This window comes from Streptomyces sp. NPDC079141, from assembly GCF_040686775.1.
Taxonomy (GTDB): domain Bacteria; phylum Actinomycetota; class Actinomycetes; order Streptomycetales; family Streptomycetaceae; genus Streptomyces.
This window is the reverse complement of record NZ_JBFBLP010000017.1, coordinates 193,072-216,855: the sequence shown is the minus strand read 5'-3', so window position 1 is coordinate 216,855 and position 23,784 is coordinate 193,072. Positions and strand designations below refer to the sequence as shown.

Annotated in this window: 24 protein-coding genes, 1 pseudogene and 1 riboswitch; of the genes and pseudogenes, 18 read left to right on the top strand and 7 right to left on the bottom strand. The window is 70.0% G+C overall.

The features are described from left to right. From AB0Q90_RS34570 to gcvT, 3 genes and pseudogenes are all read right to left on the bottom strand, one after another. A pseudogene (locus AB0Q90_RS34570) lies at positions 1-143 on the bottom strand (serine hydroxymethyltransferase); the annotation flags it as partial. A 14-nt stretch (positions 144-157) separates the two neighbouring features. Beyond that, positions 158-535, bottom strand: coding sequence for a glycine cleavage system protein GcvH (gene gcvH, locus AB0Q90_RS34565; RefSeq protein ID WP_363162484.1), 378 nt, complete (start codon positions 533-535; stop codon positions 158-160). A 98-nt stretch (positions 536-633) separates the two neighbouring features. Beyond that, entirely contained in the window at positions 634-1,752 is a 1,119-nt protein-coding gene (gene gcvT / locus AB0Q90_RS34560; protein ID WP_363162483.1) for a glycine cleavage system aminomethyltransferase GcvT, read from the bottom strand. 146 nt (positions 1,753-1,898) lie between these two features. Continuing rightward, a riboswitch (glycine riboswitch) is annotated at positions 1,899-1,994 on the bottom strand. A gap of 169 nt (positions 1,995-2,163) precedes the next feature. On the opposite strand from gcvT, the gene AB0Q90_RS34555 reads away from it, so the two are divergent. The 10 genes from AB0Q90_RS34555 to AB0Q90_RS34510 all read left to right on the top strand — a co-directional run bounded on the left by AB0Q90_RS34555 (position 2,164) and on the right by AB0Q90_RS34510 (position 13,298). Beyond that, on the top strand, positions 2,164-2,829 hold the full coding sequence (locus AB0Q90_RS34555) for an AAA family ATPase (RefSeq protein WP_363162488.1): 666 nt from the start codon (positions 2,164-2,166) through the stop codon (positions 2,827-2,829). 451 nt (positions 2,830-3,280) lie between these two features. After that, positions 3,281-4,075: an enhanced serine sensitivity protein SseB gene (locus tag AB0Q90_RS34550; RefSeq protein ID WP_363162482.1), complete on the top strand. Its 795-nt coding sequence runs from the start codon at positions 3,281-3,283 to the stop codon at positions 4,073-4,075. A gap of 134 nt (positions 4,076-4,209) precedes the next feature. Beyond that, positions 4,210-4,992 (top strand): enhanced serine sensitivity protein SseB C-terminal domain-containing protein, encoded by a 783-nt coding sequence (locus AB0Q90_RS34545; protein ID WP_363162481.1) that lies wholly within the window; start codon positions 4,210-4,212, stop codon positions 4,990-4,992. 325 nt (positions 4,993-5,317) lie between these two features. After that, positions 5,318-6,319, top strand: a complete 1,002-nt coding sequence (locus AB0Q90_RS34540) for an ABC transporter permease (protein ID WP_363162480.1) — start codon at positions 5,318-5,320, stop codon at positions 6,317-6,319. A 37-nt stretch (positions 6,320-6,356) separates the two neighbouring features. Continuing rightward, positions 6,357-8,129: an ABC transporter substrate-binding protein gene (locus AB0Q90_RS34535; protein WP_363162479.1), complete on the top strand. Its 1,773-nt coding sequence runs from the start codon at positions 6,357-6,359 to the stop codon at positions 8,127-8,129. Between the two features lie 69 nt (positions 8,130-8,198). Further along, the gene (locus AB0Q90_RS34530; protein ID WP_363162478.1) at positions 8,199-9,206 is read left to right on the top strand and encodes an ABC transporter permease; all 1,008 of its coding nucleotides are present in this window, start codon (positions 8,199-8,201) and stop codon (positions 9,204-9,206) included. Continuing rightward, positions 9,203-10,300, top strand: a complete 1,098-nt coding sequence (locus AB0Q90_RS34525) for an ABC transporter ATP-binding protein (protein WP_363162477.1) — start codon at positions 9,203-9,205, stop codon at positions 10,298-10,300. Before AB0Q90_RS34530 ends, AB0Q90_RS34525 begins: the two co-directional genes overlap by 4 nt. Further along, a complete protein-coding gene (locus AB0Q90_RS34520) occupies positions 10,297-11,649 on the top strand; it encodes a dipeptide ABC transporter ATP-binding protein (RefSeq protein WP_363162476.1) in 1,353 nt (450 codons plus the stop codon). The genes AB0Q90_RS34525 and AB0Q90_RS34520 overlap by 4 nt, the downstream gene beginning before the upstream one ends. A 71-nt stretch (positions 11,650-11,720) precedes the next feature. Next, entirely contained in the window at positions 11,721-12,377 is a 657-nt protein-coding gene (locus AB0Q90_RS34515) for a trimeric intracellular cation channel family protein (protein WP_363162475.1), read from the top strand. Between the two features lie 60 nt (positions 12,378-12,437). Further along, complete coding sequence (locus AB0Q90_RS34510; protein ID WP_363162474.1) at positions 12,438-13,298, top strand: thioesterase family protein; 861 nt, start codon at positions 12,438-12,440, stop codon at positions 13,296-13,298. Between the two features lie 57 nt (positions 13,299-13,355). On the opposite strand, the gene AB0Q90_RS34505 is transcribed toward AB0Q90_RS34510, so the two are convergent. After that, positions 13,356-13,982 (bottom strand): TetR family transcriptional regulator, encoded by a 627-nt coding sequence (locus tag AB0Q90_RS34505; protein ID WP_363162473.1) that lies wholly within the window; start codon positions 13,980-13,982, stop codon positions 13,356-13,358. A gap of 134 nt (positions 13,983-14,116) precedes the next feature. On the opposite strand from AB0Q90_RS34505, the gene AB0Q90_RS34500 reads away from it, so the two are divergent. From AB0Q90_RS34500 to AB0Q90_RS34490, 3 genes are all read left to right on the top strand, one after another. Next, positions 14,117-14,269, top strand: coding sequence for a hypothetical protein (locus AB0Q90_RS34500; RefSeq protein WP_363162472.1), 153 nt, complete (start codon positions 14,117-14,119; stop codon positions 14,267-14,269). 24 nt (positions 14,270-14,293) lie between these two features. Then, positions 14,294-14,560 (top strand): DUF4190 domain-containing protein, encoded by a 267-nt coding sequence (locus AB0Q90_RS34495; protein WP_363162471.1) that lies wholly within the window; start codon positions 14,294-14,296, stop codon positions 14,558-14,560. A 112-nt stretch (positions 14,561-14,672) separates the two neighbouring features. After that, positions 14,673-15,836, top strand: coding sequence for a cysteine desulfurase family protein (locus AB0Q90_RS34490; RefSeq protein WP_363162470.1), 1,164 nt, complete (start codon positions 14,673-14,675; stop codon positions 15,834-15,836). 1 nt (position 15,837) lies between these two features. Here AB0Q90_RS34490 and AB0Q90_RS34485 read toward each other — a convergent pair whose 3' ends face one another. Further along, on the bottom strand, positions 15,838-16,503 hold the full coding sequence (locus AB0Q90_RS34485) for a peptidoglycan recognition family protein (protein WP_363162469.1): 666 nt from the start codon (positions 16,501-16,503) through the stop codon (positions 15,838-15,840). 60 nt (positions 16,504-16,563) lie between these two features. Between AB0Q90_RS34485 and mnmA the strand changes: the two genes are divergently transcribed. Beyond that, on the top strand, positions 16,564-17,688 hold the full coding sequence (gene mnmA, locus AB0Q90_RS34480; RefSeq protein ID WP_363162468.1) for a tRNA 2-thiouridine(34) synthase MnmA: 1,125 nt from the start codon (positions 16,564-16,566) through the stop codon (positions 17,686-17,688). Between the two features lie 4 nt (positions 17,689-17,692). On the opposite strand, the gene AB0Q90_RS34475 is transcribed toward mnmA, so the two are convergent. Together AB0Q90_RS34475 and AB0Q90_RS34470 are read right to left on the bottom strand one after the other, a co-directional pair. Continuing rightward, positions 17,693-18,472, bottom strand: a complete 780-nt coding sequence (locus AB0Q90_RS34475; protein ID WP_363162467.1) for an alpha/beta hydrolase — start codon at positions 18,470-18,472, stop codon at positions 17,693-17,695. Between the two features lie 37 nt (positions 18,473-18,509). Beyond that, positions 18,510-18,833 carry a DUF427 domain-containing protein gene (locus AB0Q90_RS34470; protein WP_363162466.1) on the bottom strand — a complete coding sequence of 108 codons (324 nt, stop codon included), beginning with the start codon at positions 18,831-18,833 and terminating at the stop codon, positions 18,510-18,512. Positions 18,834-18,883: 50 nt separating this feature from the next. On the opposite strand from AB0Q90_RS34470, the gene AB0Q90_RS34465 reads away from it, so the two are divergent. From AB0Q90_RS34465 to ligA, 4 genes are all read left to right on the top strand, one after another. Beyond that, complete coding sequence (locus AB0Q90_RS34465; protein WP_363162465.1) at positions 18,884-19,423, top strand: TIGR00730 family Rossman fold protein; 540 nt, start codon at positions 18,884-18,886, stop codon at positions 19,421-19,423. Between the two features lie 7 nt (positions 19,424-19,430). Continuing rightward, positions 19,431-20,129 (top strand): SDR family oxidoreductase, encoded by a 699-nt coding sequence (locus AB0Q90_RS34460; protein ID WP_363162464.1) that lies wholly within the window; start codon positions 19,431-19,433, stop codon positions 20,127-20,129. Between the two features lie 289 nt (positions 20,130-20,418). Then, complete coding sequence (locus tag AB0Q90_RS34455) at positions 20,419-21,414, top strand: methionine synthase (protein WP_363162463.1); 996 nt, start codon at positions 20,419-20,421, stop codon at positions 21,412-21,414. A gap of 15 nt (positions 21,415-21,429) precedes the next feature. Then, positions 21,430-23,622 carry an NAD-dependent DNA ligase LigA gene (ligA, locus tag AB0Q90_RS34450; protein ID WP_363162462.1) on the top strand — a complete coding sequence of 731 codons (2,193 nt, stop codon included), beginning with the start codon at positions 21,430-21,432 and terminating at the stop codon, positions 23,620-23,622. Positions 23,623-23,784 lie beyond the last annotated feature (162 nt).

Genomic DNA, 23,784 nt, shown 5'->3' with positions numbered 1-23,784 from the left:
CCCTGGGCCTCCATGACCGCCAGCGGAGCGAAGTTCTCCGAGGCGATCATTTCGAGCGTGGACTGCTGACGGTCCAGCTCGGCGTCGACCGCGGCCGCGATCTCGGGATCGAGCTCGTGCAGGGACGTGTTCAGGACGGACATGCGTCTACGACTCCTCAGCCGGCGGTGAAGGCGGTGTACTCGTCGGCGGAGAGCAGCTCGGCCGGCTCCTCCACCACGCGTACCTTGAACAGCCAGCCGCCCTCGAAGGGGGCGGAGTTCACCAGTGACGGGTCGTTGACGACGTCCTCGTTGACCTCGGTGACCTCGCCGTTGACCGGCGAGTACAGGTCGGAGACCGACTTGGTCGACTCCAGCTCACCGCAGGACTCGCCCGCGGTCACCGAGTCGCCGACCTCCGGGAGCTGGACGAAGACGACATCGCCGAGCGCGTTGGCCGCGTGCTCAGTGATGCCGACCGTCGAGACGCCGTCCTCGGCGCCCGACAGCCACTCGTGCTCCTTGCTGTAGCGCAGCTGCTGGGGGTTGCTCATGGCCTGAATTCTCCTGTACGCGGGGGAGTGCTGATGAATGGGGGACTGCTGGAGGCGTGCGTGAGCAGCGGAAATGTGCGCAGCGTCACGCGCCGCGGCTACTTCTGACGCTTGTAGAAGGGCAGCGCCACGACCTCGTACGGCTCGTGGCTGCCCCGGATGTCGACGCCGACCCCGGCCGTGCCCGGCGCGGCATGCGCGGCGTCGACGTAGGCCATGGCGATCGGCTTGCCCAGCGTGGGGGAGGGGGCGCCGGAGGTGACCTCGCCGATGACCTCGCCGCCCGCGACGACCTGGTAGCCGGCGCGCGGGACGCGGCGGCCCTCGGCGACCAGGCCGACCAGGACACGCGGCGGGTTGGTCTCCGCGCGGGCGGCGGCCTCGGCGAGCGCCTCGCGCCCGACGAAGTCGCCCTCCTTCTCGAACTTCACGACGCGGCCGAGACCGGCGTCGAAGGGGGTGAGCCCGGTGGTCAGCTCGTGCCCGTACAGCGGCATGCCCGCCTCCAGGCGCAGCGTGTCCCGGCAGGACAGTCCGCAGGGGACCAGGCCGACGCCCTCGCCGGCCTTGGTGAGGGCCTGCCACAGCTCGACCGCGTGCTCGGGCTTCACGAACAGCTCGAAGCCGTCCTCGCCGGTGTAGCCGGTGCGGGCGATCAGCGCGGGGACGCCGGCGACCGTGCCCGGCAGGCCGGCGTAGTACTTCAGGCCGTCGAGGTCGGCGTCGGTGAGGGAGGCGAGGATCCCGGGGGACTCGGGGCCCTGCACGGCGATCAGCGCGTACGCGTCCCGGTCGTCGCGGACCTCGGCGTCGAAGCCGTCGGCGCGCTCGGTGAGTGCGTCCAGCACGACCTGGGCGTTGGAGGCGTTGGCGACGACCATGTACTCGGTCTCGGCGAGCCGGTAGACGATCAGGTCGTCGAGGATGCCGCCGTCGGCCCGGCAGATCATGGTGTAGCGGGCGCGGCCGACGCCGACGGAGGCGATGTTGCCGACCAGGGCGTGGTTCAGCAGGGCCGCGGCCTGCGGGCCGGTGACCGTGATCTCGCCCATGTGGGAGAGGTCGAAGAGACCGGCCTTGGTGCGCACGGCGTTGTGCTCGTCGCGCTCGGAGCCGTAGCGCAGCGGCATGTCCCAGCCGGCGAAGTCGGTCATCGTCGCGCCCAGCGAACGATGCAGGGCATCGAGGGCGGTACGGCGGGGTTCGGTACTGCTCATCGGACGGTCGTCTCCCAAGGCATGACGGGCGAGGTCGTTCCTCCCCATCTGTCATCGGAACCTGAGAGGTTCGTCATGACCGCGCGGGGGCATGACTTGCACCTTGGGTGGGACCACCGGAAGGGCGGCCCGCTTTTCAGATGTGCCTCGCCCGCGCGGTAACGGGGCCTGAGAGATTCAAGGGAGGGACTTGCTCCTTCGGCGCCCCAGCCGAGGGCTGGGAACTCTCCCGCGCGGATTCAAGCGGCCGGTATGCAGTTGGCGGGCACATCATTGCACGCCCGGCCCGATCACGGCAGACCGCATCTGTAACCGGCTTGTGGCGGTACGCGAACAAAAACGCTAGGCATTCGGCATTACCTTCTCTTTACGCTCAATGGGCAGGTGCTCAACCTGACCCAGGGGAGGACGATCACGGTGAACAGGACCACGGCGTACGCGACCACCACGGGCATCGCGGTGCCCAGGCAGCCCGCCGCCCCCGCGCTGGAGGCGCGCCCGGCCCCGGTCGTCCGGGACCTGCGCGCCCGCGACGGCCGCAGCCCGCACGCCCTCCTCTTCGGCCCCGAGGACCTCGTCGTGATCACGGGACTGCCCGGCAGCGGCAAGTCCACGCTGATGCGCCGGGCCGTGCACGGCATCCGCATCGACTCCCAGGACACCCGCGACCGCTGGGACGCCCGTATGCCGGGCCTCCTGCCGTACGCGCTCTACCGCCCGCTCGTCCGCCTCGCCCACTACGCCGGCCTGCGCCGAGCCCTGCGCAGTGGCAAGGGCGTCGTCGTGCACGACTGCGGCACGCAGGCCTGGGTGCGCGCCTGGCTGGCCCGCGAGGCCCGCCGCCGCGGCGGCACCCTGCACCTGCTCCTCCTCGACGTCACCCCGGACCAGGCCCTGGACGGCCAGCGCAAGCGCGGCCGAGGAGTCTCCCGCTACGCCTTCCTCCGCCACCGCAGGGCAGCCGACCACCTCCTGCAATCAGTCGAGAAGGGCAACCTGCCCACAGGCTGCGGCTCGGCAGTCCTACTGGACCGCTCCGCGGCGGGCGTGCTGCGCCGGATCGGCTTCACGGGCTGACTCCGGCCTGGGCTGCCGTGCCGCGGTGGGTCGCTTTCGTCGGCTGGCCCGGCTTTGGCTTCGTGCTGCGTTCGGCGGTCCTGTTGGAGCGGTCTGCGGCAGATCGGTTTCACGGGCTGACCCGGTCTGGGCTGCTGTGCTGCGGCGGATTGGCTTGACGGGCTGACTCCGGTCTCGGCCGGCGTGCTGTGCGGGTTCGGTTTCGCGGGCTGCCCCGGGCTTCTCCGCCGTGCTGCGGCTCGGCGGTGCTGTTGGACAGTTCCGCGGCGGGTCGGCTTACGGGCGGGCTCCGGCCTCGGCCGGCGCGCCGTGCTGGATCAGCCTTACGGGGCGGCCCGGCCCTTGTCCGCCGCGCCGCCCCGCATCGGCTTCGCCGGCCGTCCCCGGCCCGGCCGCCGTACGCGTTAGCCTTTTCAGCCACATCAGTGGTTCACGGCAGGCGGTCAGACAGATGGACTTCCCGGCGGATCTCCCCGCGGACTTTCCGGCGCAGGCGCACCCCCATCCGCACGGTGGATGGCCCGGCAACGAGCTGGAGGAGGTGCTCTCCGCCTCGCTCGGCGTGCCCTCGGCCGGGGGCCGGATCATCGAGGTGCTCGGCCGCAGCTTCGTGTGGGTGCCGCTGCCGGCCGGTGGCGGTCCGGACAGTGGTCCGCTGGATCTGCCCACGCTGATGATCGAGGGCCAGGCCTTTGTGCCGGTCTTCAGTTCCGAGGAGCAGTTCCGCCAGGTCGCCGGCGCGCACATGGCGTACACGATCGCCCCGGCCGTGGAGTTCGCGCGCGGTCTGCCCCCGCAGGTCGGCATCGCGGTGAACCCGGACGGCGTGGTCGGTGTCCCGCTCCCGCCCGCGGCCGTCGCCGAGCTGTGCCGGGTGGGTCGTACCCCGCTGGACGGCCCCGCGAGCGGTGGTCGGGTCCGCCTGTACGAGCCGGACTGGCAGGACGACCCGGTGGACTTCCTCGCCGCGGCCTCGGCCGAGTTCGCCGCCACCGGCGTGGTCACCACGGCCCGCCGCTGCCTGGCGGCCATCGAGACGGCCGACCCGGTCATGTTCGTAGGCGTGGAACTCTCCAACTGGGAGGGCGACCTGCGCACTCTCCCCATGGACGCCCTGGGCAGGGCCCTGGGCAAGGTCCCCACCAAGTGGCCGGTCAACCTGATCCTCCTGGACATGGCGGCCCAGGATCCGGTGGCCGAATGGATGCGCCGAAAGGTACGGCCCTTCTATACCCAGGGTCAGTAACTTCAGGGGCGCGGGGAACTGCGCGAGAAGCCACCACGCGGCCGCACTCGCGAGACCACGGCAAGTCCCGAGCTCGCAGGCGGCCTTAAGCTAGGGTCACGGCTCGGTCGACGAAGAGATGAGGGGCGGTACAGGTGAGCGCCAGCGGCATCGCGGCCGGGCAGGTCGAGCACATGCTGCGCCAGGTCACGCCCGGGCGGTACGACGCCTACGAGGCGTTGCTGCGCGCGCTCGCGACCCCGTCCTCCGGCCAGGTCTGGATGCTGCTGTGGCACGGCCAGGCGGGCTCCCCGGACGCCCAGTACGGGAACATGGAGGTCGACGGCTACGGCTACGCCCCCTGTGTCACCTCCGCGCAGGAACTTTCCGCCAGCGGCTGGAACCGCTCGTACGAGGTCGTCGACGGAGTCGATGTCGCCCGCACCCTCTACCCCGACCACTTCGGCCTGTGGCTGAACCCGCACGCCCCGGGCGGCGGCGTCGGCATCCCGTGGCTCGACCTGCGCCGCATCGCCACAGGCCTGGACCGCCAGCCCGCGGGCCCGCTGCGCCTGTCGGAACCCGGCATCGAGATCCCGCAGTTCTACGGCCTGCTCACGCAGAACGCCCACCGCACCCCGGCCCTGCGCGCCCTGCGCCGCGCCTGGGTGCAGCCCGCGCTGGGGGCGCCGTATCTCGCCATCGGCCTGGATGTGTACGACACCAGCCCGCCCGCCGTGGACTCGGTACGGGCGATGATGCAGCAGTCGATCGGCGCGGTGCCGGACGGCCTGCCGGTGTCGACGGTGGCGATGTCCGACGAGTACGACCCCGTCGCGCTGTGGATGCGGGCCAACGCCCGCCCGTTCTACGACCGTGAGGCGCACGCGGCGCAGGCACCCGCCGCCGGCTACGGGTACCCGCCGGCCCGATACTGACCGAGTGACGGGCCGCCGCCGCCCCTTCACGCACCCGACACATTTCTGCGCGCGTAGATGACGCCGAAGGTCACCGAACGCCCGATGTGTCCGAACTCCCCCACGTCCGGCGTTCGTTGCCCGCTGTTCGGATAACGGAATCCCCAGTGCATCATCACGGTTGCGCATACTTTCTTCGCCAGACCTGGCGGGTGATCGTGACGACGCTGAAGACTCCCGAGTCAGACACGGGATCGGTCGATCCTGTGATCGAGTGCAAGTCGACAAAGCCGTAATCCACGGCGGGTTAAGGCCGGTCACCACCGGCGAGAGGGGTCAGGTCACTGTGACCGCACCGATCGAGACCACCGGAGCGCAAGCCGAGGCGCAGCCCGAGGCTGTCCTTGCCGGCGCCGAGAAGGGGCAGATCGAGGGCCGTTCCCTGGGGCAGATCGCCTGGTCCCGATTCAAGAAGGACAAGGTCGCCGTGGCCGGCGGCATCATCGTGATCCTGCTGGTGCTGCTCGCGATCCTGTCCCGCCCCATCCAGGCCCTGTTCGGCCTCGACCCCAACGCCTTCAACCAGGACCTGATCGACCCCAACACCTCGCTGCCCACCGGGGACTTCGGCGGGATGAGCGTGGACCACCCGCTGGGTGTCGAGCCCAAGTTCGGGCGGGACATCGCCACCCGCATCCTGGAGGGCTCCTGGGTGTCGCTGGTCGTGGCGTTCGGGGCCACGATCCTGTCCAACACGATCGGCACGGTCCTCGGTGTGATGGCCGGCTACTACGGAGGGCGGGTGGACACGATCATCAGCCGTCTGATGGACACCTTCCTCGCCTTCCCGCTGCTGCTGTTCGCGATCGCCATCTCCGCGACGCTCCAGGGCGGTGCCTTCGGCCTGGAGGGCCTGCCGCTGCACATCAGCGTGCTGATCTTCATCATCGGCTTCTTCAACTGGCCGTATCTGGGCCGCATCGTCCGCGGTCAGACCCTGGCCCTCAAGGAGCGCGAGTTCATCGACGCCTCCCGGGGCATGGGCGCCAAGGGACCGTACATCCTCTTCCGGGAGCTGCTCCCGAACCTGGTCGGCCCGATCATCGTCTACTCGACGCTGCTCATCCCGACGAACATCCTTTTCGAGGCCAGCCTGAGCTTCCTCGGCGTCGGCATCCAGCCCCCGCAGGCGTCGTGGGGCGGCATGCTCAGCGAGGCGGTCAACTTCTACAAGGTCGATCCGCAGTTCATGATCGTGCCGGGCCTCGCCATCTTCGTCACCGTCCTGGCGTTCAACCTGCTCGGCGACGGACTCCGTGACGCTCTCGACCCGCGCAGTAGCCGCTGACATGCGGCCGCGTCGAGAGCCCATCAAGTTTCCAACTATGGAGGGGAAGCAGACCATCATGCGAAGGTCAGCGCTGGCCGCCATCGCGGCCATCGGCACTGTCAGCCTGGTGCTTACGGGTTGCAGCAAGGCCGATGACAACAACGACAATGGCGACGGCAAGGAAAAGTCGGCCGGTGCCAACGCCGCGACCAAGGGTGTCGTCAACGCCTCCGACGCGAAGGGGGGCACGGTCACCTACGAGTACTCGGACGTGCCGGACTCCTTCGACCCGGGTAACACGTACTACGCGTACATGTACAACCTCAGCCGGCTGTACGCCCGCCCGCTGATGACCTTCAAGCCCGCTGCCGGCGACGCCGGCAACGAGCTGGTCCCGGACCTCGCGGCCGCGCCGGGCGAGTCCAGCGACGGCGGCAAGACCTGGACGTACAAGCTGCGTGAGGGCCTCAAGTACGAGGACGGCACGCCGATCACGTCCAAGGACGTCAAGTACGCCGTCGAGCGCTCGAACTTCGCGCGTGACGTGCTCTCCCTCGGCCCCAACTACTTCCAGCAGTTCCTTGAGGGCGGCGAGAAGTACAAGGGCCCGTACAAGGACAAGAAGGGCCTGGCGTCGATCGAGACGCCGGACGACACCACGATCGTCTTCAAGCTCAACCGCGCCTTCCAGGAGTTCGACTACCTGGTCGCCACCCCGCAGACGGCTCCGGTGCCGGAGGCCAAGGACACCGGCGTCGACTACGTCAAGGACATCGTGTCCTCGGGCTCGTACAAGTTCGAGAGCTACGCGGAGGGCAAGGAAGCCGTCCTCGTCCGCAACGAGAACTGGGACGCCGCGACCGACCCGCTGCGCAAGCAGTACCCGGACAAGATCGTCGTCAAGCTGAAGGTCAACGCCGAGACGATCGACCAGGACGTCCGGGCCGGCAAGGCGATCGACCTCGGTGGCACCGGTGTCCAGGCCGCGACGCAGGCGGAGGTCGTCAACGACCCCGACCTCAAGGCCAACACCGACAACACCTTCGGTGGCCGTCTGGTCTACATGGCGATCAACACCAAGCTTGCGCCGTTCGACAAGCTGGAGTGCCGCAAGGCCGTGCAGTACGCGGTCGACAAGACCTCGGTGCAGACCGCGCTCGGTGGCCCGATCCGCGGTGACATCGCCACCACGGTCCTGCCGCCGGACATCCCGGGCTACCAGAAGTCCGACCTGTACGCCACCACGGACAACAAGGGTGACGTCGCCAAGGCCAAGGAGCAGCTGAAGGCCTGCGGCAAGAGCTCGATCAAGACCAACATCTCGGCGCGCAGCGACCGCCCGCAGGAGATCGCCGCGGCCACCGCCATCATCAACTCGCTGAAGGCGGCGGGCATCGACGCCACCCTCAAGCAGTACCCGTCGGGCAAGTACTTCACCGACTCCGCGGGTGTGCCGACGTTCAACAAGAAGCAGAACATCGGTCTGCACATGATGCAGTGGGGTTCCGACTGGCCCTCCGGCTACGGCTTCGAGCAGCAGATCCTGCACGGTGACGCGATCGGCGAGTCCGGCAACACCAACCTGTCGCAGCTCGACAACGCCGACGTCAACTCCATGCTGGAGGAGGCGATCGGTGACGAGGACCAGAGCAAGCGCGAGTCGCTCTACGCCGAGGTCGACAAGAAGACGATGGAGGAGGCGGCCCTCGTTCCGCTGACCTACTTCAAGGTCCTGCTGTACCGCCCGGCCGGCTTCACCAACCTGGTCTCGACGGCGGCCTTCAGCGGTCAGTACGACTACCTCAACATCGGCACGACCAAGAAGTAGCCCCGGAAGGCAGGTGAAGGCATTGATGCCCGCGGGCTTCGCGGCCCGCGGGCATCAGCGCCGATCCCCGTGATCTCGTATATCCTCCGCCGGACGGTCGCGGCAGTGATCCTGCTGCTGGTCGTCACCGCGGTCACCTTCGCGATTTTCTTCCTGCTGCCCCGGCTCGCCGGCCAGACGGCCGACCAGCTGGCCCAGCAGTACATCGGGAAGAGCCCCTCGAAGGCCGACATCGCAGCGGTCAAGCAGAACCTCGGTCTCGACCAGCCCGTATACGTCCAGTACTGGGACTTCATCAAGGGGATCGTCTCCGGCGCCACCTATGACCTCGGCCCCACCACGGCGCAGTGCAACGCGCCCTGCTTCGGCTACTCCTTCAAGACCCACGTCGAGGTCTGGCCGCAGCTCACCGACCGGATGCCGGTGACCATCTCGCTGGCCGCCGGTGCCGCCGTCATGTGGCTGCTGGGCGGTGTGACGGCGGGCGTGATCTCCGCGCTCAAGCCGCGGTCGTTCGCCGACCGGACGTTCATGGGCATCGCCCTGGCCGGTGTTTCGCTGCCCATGTTCTTCACGGGCCAGCTCGCGCTGTTCCTCTTCACCTTCAAGTGGCCGATCTTCGGCCGTGAGTACGTCCCCTTCTTCGAGAACCCCTCGCAGTGGGCCAACACACTGTTCCCGGCGTGGTGTTCACTCGCCCTGCTGTACTCCGCCATCTACGCCCGGCTCACCCGCTCGGGCATGCTGGAGACGATGAGCGAGGACTTCATCCGCACGGCCCGCGCCAAGGGCCTGCGCGAGCGGAACGTCGTGGCCAAGCACGGACTGCGGGCCGCGCTGACCCCGATCATCACCGTCTTCGGCATGGACCTCGGACTGCTGCTGGGCGGTGCCGTGATCACCGAGACGGTCTTCTCCCTGCACGGCATCGGTGAGTACGCGGTGCAGTCCATCCGGGACAACGACCTGCCCCCGATCCTCGGCGTCACCCTGCTCGCCGCCTTCTTCGTCGTGATCGCAAACTTCCTGGTGGACCTGCTGTACGCCGCCGCCGACCCGCGGGTGAGGCTCTCGTGACCGAACTCTCCAAGACCGGTGCCGCAGTGGGGGAGCCCGTCAAGGCCCCCTCCGACGCGCCCACCGCGTTCCTCGAAGTCCGCGACCTCAAGGTGCACTTCCCGACCGACGACGGCCTGGTCAAGTCCGTCGACGGGCTCAGCTTCCAGCTGGAGAAGGGCAAGACCCTCTGCATCGTGGGCGAGTCGGGCTCCGGCAAGTCCGTCACCTCGCTTGCGGTCATGGGCCTGCACCGGCTCGGCGCGCGCGGCAAGCACGTCCAGATGTCCGGCGAGATCTGGCTGGACGGCAAGGAGCTGGTCTCCGCCGACCCGGACGAGGTGCGCCGGCTGCGCGGCCGCGAGATGGCGATGATCTTCCAGGATCCGCTGTCCGCGATGCACCCGTACTACACGATCGGCAACCAGATCGTGGAGGCGTACCGCGTCCACCACGACGTCAGCAAGAAGGTCGCGCGCAAGCGGGCCATCGAGATGCTCGACCGGGTCGGCATCCCCGAGCCCGCCAAGCGTGTCGACGGCTACCCGCACGAGTTCTCCGGCGGTATGCGCCAGCGCGCGATGATCGCCATGGCGCTGGTCAACAACCCCGAACTGCTCATCGCGGACGAGCCGACGACCGCCCTGGACGTGACCGTCCAGGCGCAGATCCTCGACCTCATCCGGGACCTGCAGAAGGAGTTCGGCTCCGCGGTCGTCCTCATCACCCACGACCTCGGCGTGGTCGCCGAGATCGCCGACGACGTCCTGGTGATGTACGGCGGCCGGTGCGTGGAGCGCGGGTCCGTCGACGATGTCTTCGAGCGGCCGCAGCACCCCTACACCTGGGGCCTGCTCGGCTCGATGCCGCGCATCGACCGCGAGACCTCCGACCGGCTCATCCCGGTCAAGGGCCAGCCGCCGAGCCTCATCAACGTCCCCTCGGGCTGCGCCTTCCACCCCCGCTGCCCGTACGCGGACGTCCCCAAGGGCAATGTCACCCGCACCGTGCGCCCCGAGCTGACCCAGGTCGGCACCGGACACTTCTCCGCCTGCCACCTCTCGCCCGAGGACCGGACGCGGATCTGGACCGAAGAGATTGCGCCGAAGCTGTGAGCGAAACGAAGAAATCGGACGTGACCGTCCCGGCGCAGGCGTCGGCTCCCGCTGACGAGCGCGAGGTGCTGCTCAAGGTCGAGGGCCTGCAGAAGCACTTCCCGATCCGCAAGGGCGTGCTCCAGCGTCAGGTCGGCGCGGTCAAGGCCGTCGACGGCATCGACTTCGAGGTGCGCAAGGGCGAGACCCTGGGCGTGGTCGGCGAGTCGGGCTGCGGCAAGTCGACGATGGGCCGGGTCATCACCCGTCTCCAGGACCCGACGGGCGGCTCGATCCACTTCGAGGGCAAGGACATCACCCGGCTGAACACGGCCGGGATGCGCCCGCTGCGGCGGGACATCCAGATGATCTTCCAGGACCCGTACGGCTCCCTGAACCCCCGGCACACCATCGGCTCGATCGTCTCGGCGCCCTTCCGGCTCCAGGGCGTCGAGCCCGAGGGCGGGGTGAAGAAGGAGGTCCAGCGGCTGCTGTCGCTCGTCGGTCTGAGCCCCGAGCACTACAACCGCTACCCGCACGAGTTCTCCGGCGGTCAGCGCCAGCGCATCGGCATCGCCCGCGCGCTCGCGCTGAAGCCGAAGCTGGTCGTGGCGGACGAGCCGGTCTCCGCCCTCGACGTGTCGATCCAGGCGCAGGTCGTGAACCTGATGGACGACCTCCAGAAGGAGCTCGGCCTCACCTACGTGATCATCGCGCACGACCTCTCCGTCGTCCGCCATGTCTCGGACCGCATCGCGGTGATGTACCTCGGCAAGATCGTCGAGCTCGCCGACCGCACCTCGCTGTACGAGTCCCCGATGCACCCGTACACCAAGGCCCTGATGTCGGCCGTGCCGGTGCCGGACCCCAAGCGCCGGGGCGCCAAGAGCGAGCGCATCCTGCTCCGCGGTGACGTGCCCTCGCCGATCGCGCCGCCGAGCGGGTGCCGTTTCCACACGCGGTGCTGGAAGGCGACGGAGATCTGCAAGACCACCGAGCCGCCGCTGCTGGAGCTGCGGCCCGGCCAGCGGGTGGCCTGCCACCACCCGGAGAACTTCGAGGACCAGGCCCCGCAGGACACGGTGCTGCTGACCGCCGCGAAGGCGGCGGCGGAGCTGGTGGCCGACGAGGTCCTGGCGGAGTCGGCGGAGACGTCGGCGGCAGTGGCCGCGGAGGTGGAGGCGGCTGCGGAGGCCGCGGAGTCGGCTGACGAGGCCGGCGAGTTCGAAGCCACTGCTGAGGAGGCCGGCGAGCCCGAGGCCACCGCTGAGGAGGCCACCTCTGAGGAGGCTGCCGAGGCTGAGGCCACCCCCGAGGAGGCTGCCGAGGCCGAGTCGACCTCTGACGAGACCACCGACAAGCAGGCCTAGTACCCCAAGCCTGACCGAGCCCCCGCCTTGCAATGTAAGGCGGGGGCTCGTCGGCAGGTGAGAATGTCAGGGTGTTCCAGCAACTCTTCACCCCGTCCGTCCAGCACACGCTCGACCTGATCGGCATTTTCGTCTTCGCCATCTCCGGCGCCCTGCTGGCCGTCCGGAAGAACTTCGACATCTTCGGCATCGCCGTCCTCGCCGAGGTCACCGCGCTGGGCGGAGGGCTGTTCCGTGACCTGATCATCGGCGCCGTACCGCCCGCCGCCTTCACGGACCTGGGGTACTTCATGACCCCCATGTGCGCCGCTCTCCTCGTCTTCTTCCTCCACCCGCAGGTGGAGCGCATCCAGGTCGGCGTGAACGTCTTCGACGCGGCCGGCCTCGGCCTCTTCTGCGTCACCGGCACGACCAAGGCGTACGACTACGGCCTCGGCCTCACCGCCTCCGCGGCCCTCGGCCTCGCGACCGCCGTGGGCGGCGGTGTGCTGCGCGACGTACTCGCCAACGAGGTGCCGTCGCTGCTGCGCTGGGACCGCGACCTGTACGCGGTCCCGGCGATCGTCGGCGCCGCGATGGTCGTCGTATGCATCCGGTTCGACATCCTGAACCCGGTCACGAGCGGACTCGCGGTGGTCACGGCCTTCGTGCTGCGGCTGTTCGCGATGAAGTTCCACTGGCGGGCGCCGCGGGCGTGGAACCGGCGGTCGACGGTACGGGAGGAGTAGCGCGGCATCGGGGTCCGGGAAAAGCTACCGCTTAGTAGTTACTTGTTGTACCGTTCACCCATGCCAGAAGCAGCCTCCGCGCCTGCCACCCGGGCCACGATCGGCGACAGCGAGTTCGACCGCGACACCGCGCTCACCCGGCGCGAGCCCGGCGTCTACGACATCGACCTCTCCGCCGGCTGGACGATCATCAGTGCCGTCAACGGCGGCTACCTGCTGGCAGTCCTCGGCCGCGCGCTCGCGGACGCCCTGCCGCACGCCGACCCCTTCACCATCTCGGCGCACTACCTCACGGCGTCCCAGCCCGGCCCCGCGGTCGTCCGCACGGACGTCGTCCGCACCGGCCGCACCCTGTCGACCGGCCAGGCCTCACTGTTCCAGTACGACGACCAGGGCCGGGAGGTCGAGCGCATCCGCGTCCTCGCCTCCTACGGCGACCTGGACGCCCTCCCCGACGATGTGCGCACGACCGCAGAGCCGCCCGCCATCCCGCCGATGGAGGCGTGTTTCGGCCCCGAGGACGGACCCGCGCCGGTTCCCGGCAGCTCGGCCATCACCGACCGCCTGATGATCAAGCTCGACCCCGCCACCTTGGGCTGGGCCCTCGGCGCCCCCTCCGGCAAGGGTGAGATGCGGGCCTGGTTCGGTCTGGCGGACGGCCGCGACGCCGACCCCTTCTCCCTGCTCCTGGCGGTCGACGCCCTCCCGCCCACGGCCTTCGAACTCGGCATCAAGGGCTGGGTCCCGACCGTGGAACTGACCGTCCACGTCCGCTGCCGCCCCGCCCCCGGCCCCCTGAGGGTCTCGATCACCACCCGCAACCTGGCCGGCGGCTTCCTGGAGGAGGACGCGGAGGTCTGGGACAGCGAGGACCGCTTGGTGGCGCAGTCGAGGCAATTGGCAAGGGTCCGTCTGGGCTGACTGCACGGGGACGCAGGCCAGGGGCGGCAGGCCCGGCGGCAGGGCCGACGGCGGGGGTCAGTCCAGCCAGTGATGGCGGCCGATGCTGATCAGGCGCATCCGGCGGGTCGCGATCCGGACGACGTGTGCGCGCTCCTCCTCCGTGGCCTCCAGCGCGTCCAGGAACAGTGAGGCCGTCATCAGCATCTGGTCGACGTAGAGGTTGGCCAGCATCAGCAGGTCGTCGTCGCTCCAGCCGGCGGACACGGGGTCCTTGGCGAGCTCGTGCTTCACCTCCTCGCCGAAACGGGCGAGTTGGCCCTGGATGGCCTGCCGCACCGGCTGGACCCCGCCGTGCCGCTCACGCGCGATGAACCGGACGTGGGCCGGATACCTCGCCACATGACCGGAGATCAACTCGACGGCGCGCGCTATGCGTTCGTCCGGGTCGCCGTCCGCGGACACGGTGATCCGGATCATCGGGTGCAGGCTGCCGAGCGCCTCCTCGACCAGGGCGACGCCGAGGTCCGCGGTCGAGCGGAAGTGGCGGTAGAAGGCCGTGGGGGCGACGCCGACGGCGCGGGTGACCTCGCGCAGGCCCAGGCTGCTCAGGCTCTGCTCCTCCAGCAGGGTCAACGCCGCGTCCAGGAGCGCCTGTCGGGTCTTCTGCTTCTGGGCCTGCCGGATACCGAGGGTGTGACTCATGCCATGCAGTTAACAACTGTTCTCTGGAATTGAAAAGCCGTAAGGCGCGCTAGACTCAGAAGTCAGTGAACAAGTGTTACTACAACCGTTCACCGAAACGTAACGAGACGCATCTCGGAGGGGGATCCCATCCCATGCTGTTCCTCGTCGCCGCACTTCTGCTGCTGGGCGTCGTCATGGGCACCGTGGCCCACGCACCGCTCGGCTTCACCGCCATCGCCGCCGTCGTGATCGCCGCCTGGCTGGGCATCTTCGCGCTCCGCGAGCGCCACGCCCGCCGCCACTGACCTCTTCCAGGGAGTTGACCCACCATGCAACTCACCGCACCCACCACCCCCCGCACCGTCACCCGCGACGCCGACGGCATGGCCGTCGCCTCCTTCATCCTCGGCCTCGTGGGCCTCCTCGTCCTCAACGTCTTCCTCGGCCCGATCGCCGTGACCCTGGCAGCCGTGTCCCTGTGGCGCGGCACGACCCGCCGTGGCCGCGCGTACCTGGGCCTGGGCCTGGGAGTCGCCGACCTGCTGGTGCTGCTGGCGTTCATGCAGGCGGACGGCACCGTGTCCTGGAGCTTCTGAGCCCGCGTCGGCTCACCCGGCGCATCACCACGGCACCCCACCACCGACGTCAACTGCACACAGGACGCCCGTACCCGGGCCGGCCATGCAGCCCCGTAGAATCGGGCTCACCATGGCTTACCTCGACCACGCCGCGACGACTCCGATGCTCCCGGAGGCGGCAGAGGCACTCACCGCGCTCCTCACCGTCACCGGCAACGCCTCCTCCCTCCACGCGGCCGGCCGGCAGGCCCGCCGCACTGTCGAGGAGTCCCGCGAAGCCCTCGCGGAAGCGCTCGGCGCCCGCCCGAGCGAGGTCGTGTTCACCTCCGGCGGCACCGAGGCCGACAACCTCGCTGTCAAGGGCCTGTACTGGTCCCGACGCGACGCCGACCCGGCCCGCACCCGGGTCCTGGCGTCCCCGGTCGAGCACCACGCCGTCCTCGACGCCGTCCACTGGCTCGGCGAACACGAGGGCGCCACGGTCGAGTACCTCCCGGTCGACGAGTACGGCCGCGTCCACCCGGACGCTCTGCGCGAGGCCATCGCCCGCAACCCCGACGACGTCGCCCTGGCCACCGTCATGTGGGCCAACAACGAGATCGGCACGATCCTGCCGGTCCGCGAACTCGCCGACGTCGCCGCCGAGTTCGGCATCCCGCTGCACGCCGACGCCGTCCAGGCCTTCGGTCAGATCCCCGTCGACTTCGCCGCCTCCGGCCTCGCCGCCATGACCGTCTCCGGCCACAAGATCGGCGGCCCGTACGGCATCGGCGCGCTGATCCTCGGCCGCGACCACACCCCCGTACCCGTGCTGCACGGCGGCGGCCAGGAGCGCCAGGTCCGCTCCGGCACCCTCGACGTCCCCGCCGTCGCCTCCTTCGCGGTCGCCGGCCGGCTCGCCGCCGAACAGCGCGAGTGGTTCGCGCGCGAGATCGGCGCCCTGCGCGACGACCTGATCACGGCCGTCCAAGCCGCGGTCCCGGACGCGATCCTCGGCGGCGACCCCGTGGACCGCCTGCCGGCCAACGCCCACTTCATGTTCCCCGGCTGCGAGGGCGACTCCCTGCTGCTCCTGCTGGACGCCCAGGGCATCGAGTGCTCCACCGGCTCCGCCTGCACCGCGGGCATCGCCCAGCCCAGCCACGTCCTCCTCGCCACCGGCACCGACCCGAACCTGGCCCGCGGCACCCTGCGCTTCTCCCTCGGGCACACCTCCACGGAGGCCGATGTGGAAGCGGTCGCGAAGGCGATCGGCCCGGCGGTCGAGCGGGCCCGCGCGGCGGGCCTGACGTAGCTCACGCCACCGCGGTGCGCTCCCGCCGTACGAGCTTCATGTACCGGTCCCAGTCCCAGTGCTCGCCGGGGTCCGTGTGGTCCGTGCCCGGGACCTCCACATGGCCGATGATGTGCTCGCGGTCGACGGGTATGTCGTAGCGGGCGCATATCCGGGCCGTGAGCCGTGCCGAGGCGGCGTACATCTCGTCGGTGAAGTCCTCGGGACGGTCCACGAAGCCCTCGTGCTCGATGCCGACGCTCCGCTCGTTGTAGTCGCGGTTGCCCGCGTGGTACGCCACGTCCAGCTCGCGGATCATCTGCGCGATGTGCCCGTCCTTGCCGACGATGTAGTGCGAGGCCGCGCCGTGCCCCGGGTCCTGGAACACCTTCACCGCGCTGTCGAAGCTGCCCTGGGTGACATGGATGACCACCATGTCGATGCCGTAGTCGTCGGGCCGGTCGGCCCGACGCCAGTTCGCGTCCGACGCCGCCAGCCACCGGGCGCCCGCGTAGTCGACCTCGCCCTCCTTGCGCGGTTTCTCCACGCCCGGCAGCCGCCACCACAGCCGCCCCAGCTCGTCGCGCGCCAGCACGGCCGTGCCCACGGCCGCCGCCGCGCCGCCGACCAGCAGCGCCCGCCGTCCGATGCGCCGGTCGCTGTCCTTGGATGCCTTTCTCGCCCCCATGTGATCGTCAACGGATACTCGTGGGCTCCGGTTCCCGCGGACCCGTACTCTTGAAGGGCTATGACTGACACCCCGCAGCGCCCCCTTCGTGTACTCGCCGCCATGTCCGGAGGCGTGGACTCCGCCGTTGCCGCCGCTCGCGCCGCGGAAGCCGGCCACGACGTGACCGGCGTCCACCTGGCGCTCTCCGCGAACCCGCAGTCGTTCCGCACGGGCGCGCGCGGCTGCTGCACCATCGAGGACTCGCGCGACGCCCGCCGCGCCGCGGACGTCATCGGCATCCCCTTCTACGTGTGGGACCTCGCCGACCGCTTCCGCGAGGACGTCGTCGAGGACTTCGTCGCCGAGTACGAGGCCGGCCGCACTCCGAACCCCTGTCTGCGCTGCAACGAGAAGATCAAGTTCGCCGCGCTCCTGGACAAGGCGCTCGCCCTCGGCTTCGACGCCGTCTGCACCGGTCACTACGCGAAGGTGATCGTGGGCGAGGACGGTAGCCGCGAGCTGCACCGCGCCTCCGACATGGCCAAGGACCAGTCGTACGTCCTCGGCGTGCTGGACGACAAGCAGCTCGCCCACGCCCTGTTCCCGCTCGGCGACACGGTCACCACCAAGGAGGAGATCCGCGCGGAGGCCGAGCGCAGGGGACTCGCGGTGGCCAAGAAGCCCGACTCCCACGACATCTGCTTCATCGCCGACGGCGACACCCAGGGCTTCCTGGCCAAGCGGCTCGGCAAGGCCGAGGGCGACATCGTCGACGAGTCCGGCGCCAAGCTGGGCACGCACGAGGGCGCCTACGGCTTCACCATCGGCCAGCGCAAGGGCCTGCGCATCGGCACCCCGGCCGCCGACGGCAAGCCGCGCTACGTCCTCGACATCTCCCCGGTCGACAACACCGTCACGGTCGGCCCGGCCGCCGCCCTCGACGTCACCGCCCTGCGGGCCATCAAGCCCCGCTGGTGCGGCGCCGCCCCCACCGGCCCCGGCACCTACACCGCCCAGCTGCGCGCCCACGGCGGCGAGACCGAGGTGACGGCGGAACTGGTGGACGGGGAGCTCCAGGTGTCCTTCTCGGAGCCGGTTCGCGGCGTGGCCCCCGGCCAGGCGATCGTGCTGTACGACGGCACGCGTGTGGTCGGCTCGGCGACGATCTCGGCCACTACGCGCGCGACGGCCGGCGTGGCCTGAACACCTAGGCCCCGAAGAACTCCGCCAGGACCGGCCCCAGGACCTGCGGCTCCACCATGTGCGTCTGACCCTCCAGCACCCGGTACGTGCCTTCGGGCGCCGACTCCGCCACCATGCGCGCCGCCTCGCGCATCCAGGCCGGGCTCGCGCCGCCCGCGACGGCCAGCACCGGGACCGTGACCGACGCCAGCCGGGCCCGGGGCACCCCGCCGTCGCCGAGCACGGCCGCGTCGTGGGCGAGGCTCGGCGCGATGGTCTCCATGCCGGCCCACATGGGGGAGGTGCGGGCGCCGCGGATCATCTCCTCGGCCAGGCCCGTGAGCCGCAGGAACAGCTCGACCGCGTCACCGTTCCGCCCCTGACCGAGCGCCTCGGTCAGCCGCCCGGTGTACTCGGCCCACGCCGCCTTCCCACCCTCGTACACGCTGAACGGCGTCTCGTACACGGCCACCTGACGCACCGCCAGCCCGCTCGCCGCCGCCTCCAGCGCCAGCGCGCCGCCCGACGAGACGCCGCACAACGCCGCCTCGCCGCCCGCCGCGTCGATCAGCGCCGCGAGGTCCTCGACCTCGCGGGCGACCTCGTACGGCTCGGTCTCACCGCTTCCGCCGCGGCCACGGCGGTCGTACGTCACGGCGGTGAACCGGTCCGCGAGTACCTCGGCCAGGGGCGCCAGAGTGGCGCCCGTCGACATCGCGCCGCTGACGAGGATGACCGCGGGCCCGTGCCCGACGCGCTCGTACGCGAGAGAGGTGCCGTCACGCGAAATGGTCTTGTGTCCCATGCCCGTACAGACTGCCACCGGGCGGCGGACTAATCGGTCACAACACTTCTACTTCGTAGAAGCAGAGGTGGTCCTTGATCTCGGCCACGTCCGGCTTCGGGTCGGGATACGACCACACCAGGTCCGTGGCGTCCGGCAGCGACCAGTAGGAGGCCGTGCCCTTGAAGGGGCAGTACGTATGCGTGTCGGAGGGGGTCAGCAGGTCGAGTCGTACGTCCTCGGCCGGGATGTAGTAGCGCACGGGACAGCCGGTCTCCCGCAGGACGAGCGGCCGTTCGCTCTCCGCCAGGACGGCGCCCCCGTGGACGACCCGTACGCGCTGCGTGCCCTGCTCGATTGTGATCGTGTGTCCATCAGCCATACCGGAAGAGCGCTCACGGGTCCCCGGTTCTTCCCGCGTACGGTGGCTCCATGCGAATCTGCGTCTTCCTCTCCGCGGCCGATCTCGACGAGCGCTACACCCGCCCCGCGCGCGAGTTCGCGAAACTGCTGGGCAAGGGCGGTCACACGCTGGTGTGGGGCGGCTCCGACGTCGGCCTGATGAAGGTCGTCGCCGACGGCGTGCAGGAGGCGGGCGGCCGGCTCGTCGGCGTCTCCGTGGAGTTCCTGGCCGCCAAGGTCCGCCCGGGCGTCGACGAGATGGTGATCGCGAAGGACCTCGCCGAGCGCAAGAGGCTGCTCCTGGAGAAGGCCGACGCCGTGGTGATCATGGTGGGCGGTACCGGCACCCTCGACGAGGCGACGGAGATCCTGGAACTGAAGAAGCACGGCCACACCGACAAGCCGGTGGTCCTGCTCAACACGGCGGGCTTCTACGACGGTCTCCAGGAGCAGTTCCGTCGCATGGAGGACGAGGGATTCCTGCCCCGGCCGCTGGCCGACCTGGTGTTCTTCGCGGAGGAGCCGGCGGGGGCGCTGGCGTACCTGGAGGAGAGCCGCGGCCTGGAGTGATGCGACCATGGCGGGCATGGCTACTCATGTGATCACCGGGGCCGGTTCCGGCATCGGCGCGGCCGTGGCCCGCCGGCTGCACGCGCGCGGGGACGAGCTCGTGCTGCACGCGCGCGACGCCGGGCGTGCGAAGGAGCTGGCGGCGGAGTTCCCGGGGGCGAAGACCCTGGTCGGCGATCTTGCCGATCCCGACAAGCTGTCCTGGGCCTTCTCCCACCAGTCGCTGCCGGACCGGGTGGACTCCCTGCTGCACATCGCCGGTGTGGTGGACCTGGGCCCGGTCGGCGACCTGACCCCCAAGTCCTGGCGCCACCAGCTGAACGTCAACCTGATCTCGCCTGCCGAGTTGACCCGTCACTTCCTGCCGCAACTCCGGGCCGCCCGTGGGCACGTGGTCTTCGTGAACTCGGGTGCCGGTCTCAACGCCCACGCGGACTGGTCGGCGTACGCCGCGTCCAAGCACGGTCTGAAGGCCCTCGCGGACTCGCTCCGCCACGAGGAGCACGCCAACGGCGTCCGCGTCACCTCCGTCTACCCCGGGCGTACGGCCAGCCCCATGCAGGCCAAGGTCCACCAGCAGGAGGGCAAGGAGTACGACGCCTCCCGCTGGATCGACCCGGAGTCGGTCGCGACGACCATCCTCATGGCGATCGACCTCCCGAGGGACGCGGAAATCAACGACGTGACGGTGCGGCCGGGCCGCTGACGTGTGTGTTTCGCCCCCGCCGCCCCTACCCATTCCCGTCCCCTGGGGGCTGCGCCCCCAGACCCCCGCTTCGGCCCTGAACGGGCCTCGTCCTCAAACGCCGGACGGGCTGAATTGCCTGGACCGGCGTTCAGAAAATTCAGCCCTCCGGCGTTTGAGGAGCGGGGGTCCAGGGGGCAGCGCCCCCTGGGCGGGGTCGAAGGGGCGGCAGCCCCTGGAGGACGGGAACGGGTAGGGGCGGCGGGGGCGAGAAAAGTTCCGCCACCCACACCTACGTAGGCTTCCCCACGTGAACGCAAACTTCGCCCCCGCCACCGGCATCGGGTCCATGCCCGGTGGCGACGCCCGTGAGGCCGCCAAGACCGTGACCGGCAGCTTCGAGGACTTCCCGCACCTCGCCGAGCTCCCCGCCCGCGGCCCCGGCGCCGACATGATCGGCCGCACCGCAGGCATGCTCGTAGAGCTGTACGCGCGCGTGGAGCCCAGTGGATGGCGGATCGGCGACCGCCCGGGCCGGGACACCAAGCGCGCGAGGTCCTGGCTCGGCGAGGACCTCGACGCGCTGGAGGAGTTCACCCAGGGCTACGAGGGCCAGGTGAAGGTGCAGGCCGTGGGCCCGTGGACCCTCGCCGCCGCACTCGAACTGAGGAACGGCGAGTCCGCCCTCTCCGACCCCGGCGCCTGCCGCGACCTCGCCGCCTCCCTCGCCGAAGGCCTGCGCCAGCATCTCGCGGAGGTCCAGCACCGCATCCCCGGCGCCCAACTCGTCCTCCAGCTCGACGAGCCCTCCCTCATCGCCGTACTGCGCGGCCAGGTCAGGACCGCCAGCGGCTACCGCACCCACGGCGCCGTGGACCGCCAGCTCGTCGAGGCAACGCTCCGCGATGTCATCGGGGTTCACGGCGACGGTCCGGTCGTGGTCCACTCGTGCGCACCGGACGTCCCGTTCGCGCTCCTGAGGAGGGCGGGCGCGACTGCGGTCTCCTTCGACTTCTCGCTCCTCACCGAGCGTGACGACGACGTGATCGGAGAGGCGGTGGAAGCGGGCACCCGGCTCTTCGCAGGTGTCGTCCCGGGCACGGACGGCCGATTGTCAGACCCTGCCGGTAGCGTCATGGGTGTCAGGACGCTGTGGCGCAGGCTGGGGCTGTCTCCGGGGCTTCTCGCGGAGGCGGTAACGGTCACCCCGGCATGCGGACTCGCGGGGGCCTCCCCGGAGTACGCGCGCCGGGCTCTCGCCCACTGCGCCCGGGCGGCGAGATCCCTCGCGGACAACCCTGAGTAACGGGAGGACAACACGGTGGCCGGCGACAAGCAGGCGGAGACGACGGTGCCCGTCGAGGCACGGGAGCAGCACGCGCAGCTCGCTGAGCAGATCGAGGAGCACCGCTTCCGGTACTACGTGAAGGACGCTCCGGTCGTCAGCGACGCGGAGTTCGACAAGCTGCTGCGGTCCCTCGAAGCGCTGGAGGAGGAGCACCCCGAGCTGCGCACCCCCGAGTCGCCGACCCAGAAGGTCGCGGGGGCGTACGAGACGGAGTTCACGGCGGTCGAGCACCGCCAGCGCATGCTGTCGCTGGACAACGCCTTCGACGACCTGGAGCTGGCGGCCTGGGCCGAGCGCGTCCACAAGGACGTCGGCGCCTCCGCCTACCACTTCCTGTGCGAGCTCAAGGTCGACGGCCTCGCGGTGAACCTGACGTACGAGCACGGACGGCTCACGCGCGCGGCGACCCGCGGCGACGGCCGCACCGGCGAGGACATCACCCCCAATGTCCGTACGATCGCGGAGATTCCGGACCGTCTGAAGGGCGACCGCATCCCGGACCTCGTGGAGATCCGCGGTGAGGTCTACTTCCCGATGGAGAAGTTCGAGGAGCTCAACGCCCGTCTGGTCGGGGCCGGCGACAAGCCGTTCGCCAACCCGCGCAACGCGGCGGCCGGTTCGCTGCGCCAGAAGGACCCGCGCGTCACCGCCACCCGCCCGCTGCACATGGTCGTCCACGGCATCGGGGCCCTGGAGGGCTTCGACGGCATGACGCGCCTGTCCCAGGCGTATGACCTCCTCAAGACCTGGGGCCTGCCCACCGCCGCGTACAACAAGGTGGTCGGCGACCTCGACGGCGTACGGCAGTTCATCGCGTACTACGGCGAGAACCGCCACTCCGTGGAGCACGAGATCGACGGCGTGGTCGTCAAGCTCGACGAGATCCCGCTCCAGGGCCGCCTCGGCTCCACCTCCCGCGCCCCGCGCTGGGCGATCGCGTACAAGTACGCGCCGGAGGAGGTCAACACCAAGCTGGTCAACATCCGCGTGGGCGTGGGCCGTACGGGCCGGGTCACGCCGTACGCGCAGGTCGAGCCGGTGACGGTGGCGGGCTCGGAGGTCGAGTTCGCGACCCTGCACAACCAGGACGTGGTCAAGGCCAAGGGTGTCCTGATCGGCGACACCGTGGTGCTGCGCAAGGCCGGTGACGTCATCCCGGAGATCCTCGGCCCCGTGGTCGACCTGCGCGACGGCAGCGAGCGCGAGTTCGTGATGCCGGCCGAGTGCCCCGAGTGCGGTACGGCGCTCAGGCCCATGAAGGAGGGCGACGTCGACCTGCGTTGCCCGAACGCCCGCACCTGTCCGGCCCAGTTGCGCGAGCGCCTGTTCTACCTCGCGGGCCGCAAGTCGCTGGACATCGAGCACTTCGGCTACGTCGCCGCGGCCGCCCTCACCAAGCCGCTGGAGCCCGAGGACCCGCCACTGGCCGACGAGGGCGACCTGTTCGACCTCACCATCGAGCAGCTGCTGCCCATCAAGGCGTACGTCCTCGACCAGGACAGCGGTCTGCCCAAGCGGGACCCGAAGACCGGCGAGGAGAAGATCGCCACGGTCTTCGCCAACCAGCAGGGCGAGCCCAAGAAGAACGCGGTTGCCATGCTGGAGAACATCCGGGCGGCCAAGGAGCGTCCGCTCGCCCGCGTCCTCACCGGTCTGTCGATCCGTCATGTCGGTCCGGTCGCGGCCGAGGCGCTGGCCCGGGAGTTCCGGTCCATCGAGCGCATCGAACAGGCGACCGAGGAAGAGCTCACCGCGGTCGACGGCGTGGGCGCGATCGTCGCCGAGGCGCTCAAGGAGTGGTTCGCCGAGGAGTGGCACCAGGAGATCATCCGTAAGTGGAAGGCCGCCGGCGTCCGCATGGAGGAGCAGGGCTCCGGCGAGGACGAGGGGCCGCGCCCGCTCGAAGGCCTCACCGTCGTCGTGACCGGAACCCTGGAGCACTTCACCCGGGACGGCGCCAAGGAGGCGCTGCAGACCCGTGGAGCGAAAGTGACCGGTTCGGTTTCGAAGAAGACGTCCTTCGTGGTTGTGGGTGACAATCCTGGATCGAAGTACGACAAGGCGATGCAGCTCAAGGTGCCTGTTCTGAACGAGGACGGCTTCACGGTCCTGCTGGAACAGGGGCCCGAGGCGGCGGCCGAAGTCGCTCTTCCGACCGAGGAGTAGTGAGCAGTGGCGGTTGAAGGCCACCCGATCGGCGCATACCAGATGCATACGGGTGGCCGGGGCGCATTCGGGCAACCGTCGACGACCGCTGCCCGTGGAAGCCTTCTGCGGCCTACTGTTGAGATGTGCGCCTGCCGTGCCCAGCTGCGGTTGGGGCATTCC

Bases quoted from the DNA above. Each gene is read 5' to 3' on its own strand.
- gcvH (WP_363162484.1), bottom strand. From the start codon at position 535: ATGAGCAACCCCCAGCAGCTGCGCTACAGCAAGGAGCACGAGTGGCTG.
- gcvT (WP_363162483.1), bottom strand. From the start codon at position 1,752: ATGAGCAGTACCGAACCCCGCCGTACCGCCCTCGATGCCCTGCATCGT.
- AB0Q90_RS34550 (WP_363162482.1), top strand. From the start codon at position 3,281: ATGGACTTCCCGGCGGATCTCCCCGCGGACTTTCCGGCGCAGGCGCAC.
- AB0Q90_RS34535 (WP_363162479.1), top strand. From the start codon at position 6,357: ATGGAGGGGAAGCAGACCATCATGCGAAGGTCAGCGCTGGCCGCCATC.
- AB0Q90_RS34510 (WP_363162474.1), top strand. From the start codon at position 12,438: ATGCCAGAAGCAGCCTCCGCGCCTGCCACCCGGGCCACGATCGGCGAC.
- AB0Q90_RS34505 (WP_363162473.1), bottom strand. From the start codon at position 13,982: ATGAGTCACACCCTCGGTATCCGGCAGGCCCAGAAGCAGAAGACCCGA.
- AB0Q90_RS34500 (WP_363162472.1), top strand. From the start codon at position 14,117: ATGCTGTTCCTCGTCGCCGCACTTCTGCTGCTGGGCGTCGTCATGGGC.
- AB0Q90_RS34495 (WP_363162471.1), top strand. From the start codon at position 14,294: ATGCAACTCACCGCACCCACCACCCCCCGCACCGTCACCCGCGACGCC.
- AB0Q90_RS34490 (WP_363162470.1), top strand. From the start codon at position 14,673: ATGGCTTACCTCGACCACGCCGCGACGACTCCGATGCTCCCGGAGGCG.
- AB0Q90_RS34485 (WP_363162469.1), bottom strand. From the start codon at position 16,503: ATGGGGGCGAGAAAGGCATCCAAGGACAGCGACCGGCGCATCGGACGG.
- mnmA (WP_363162468.1), top strand. From the start codon at position 16,564: ATGACTGACACCCCGCAGCGCCCCCTTCGTGTACTCGCCGCCATGTCC.
- AB0Q90_RS34475 (WP_363162467.1), bottom strand. From the start codon at position 18,472: ATGGGACACAAGACCATTTCGCGTGACGGCACCTCTCTCGCGTACGAG.
- AB0Q90_RS34470 (WP_363162466.1), bottom strand. From the start codon at position 18,833: ATGGCTGATGGACACACGATCACAATCGAGCAGGGCACGCAGCGCGTA.
- AB0Q90_RS34465 (WP_363162465.1), top strand. From the start codon at position 18,884: ATGCGAATCTGCGTCTTCCTCTCCGCGGCCGATCTCGACGAGCGCTAC.
- AB0Q90_RS34460 (WP_363162464.1), top strand. From the start codon at position 19,431: ATGGCGGGCATGGCTACTCATGTGATCACCGGGGCCGGTTCCGGCATC.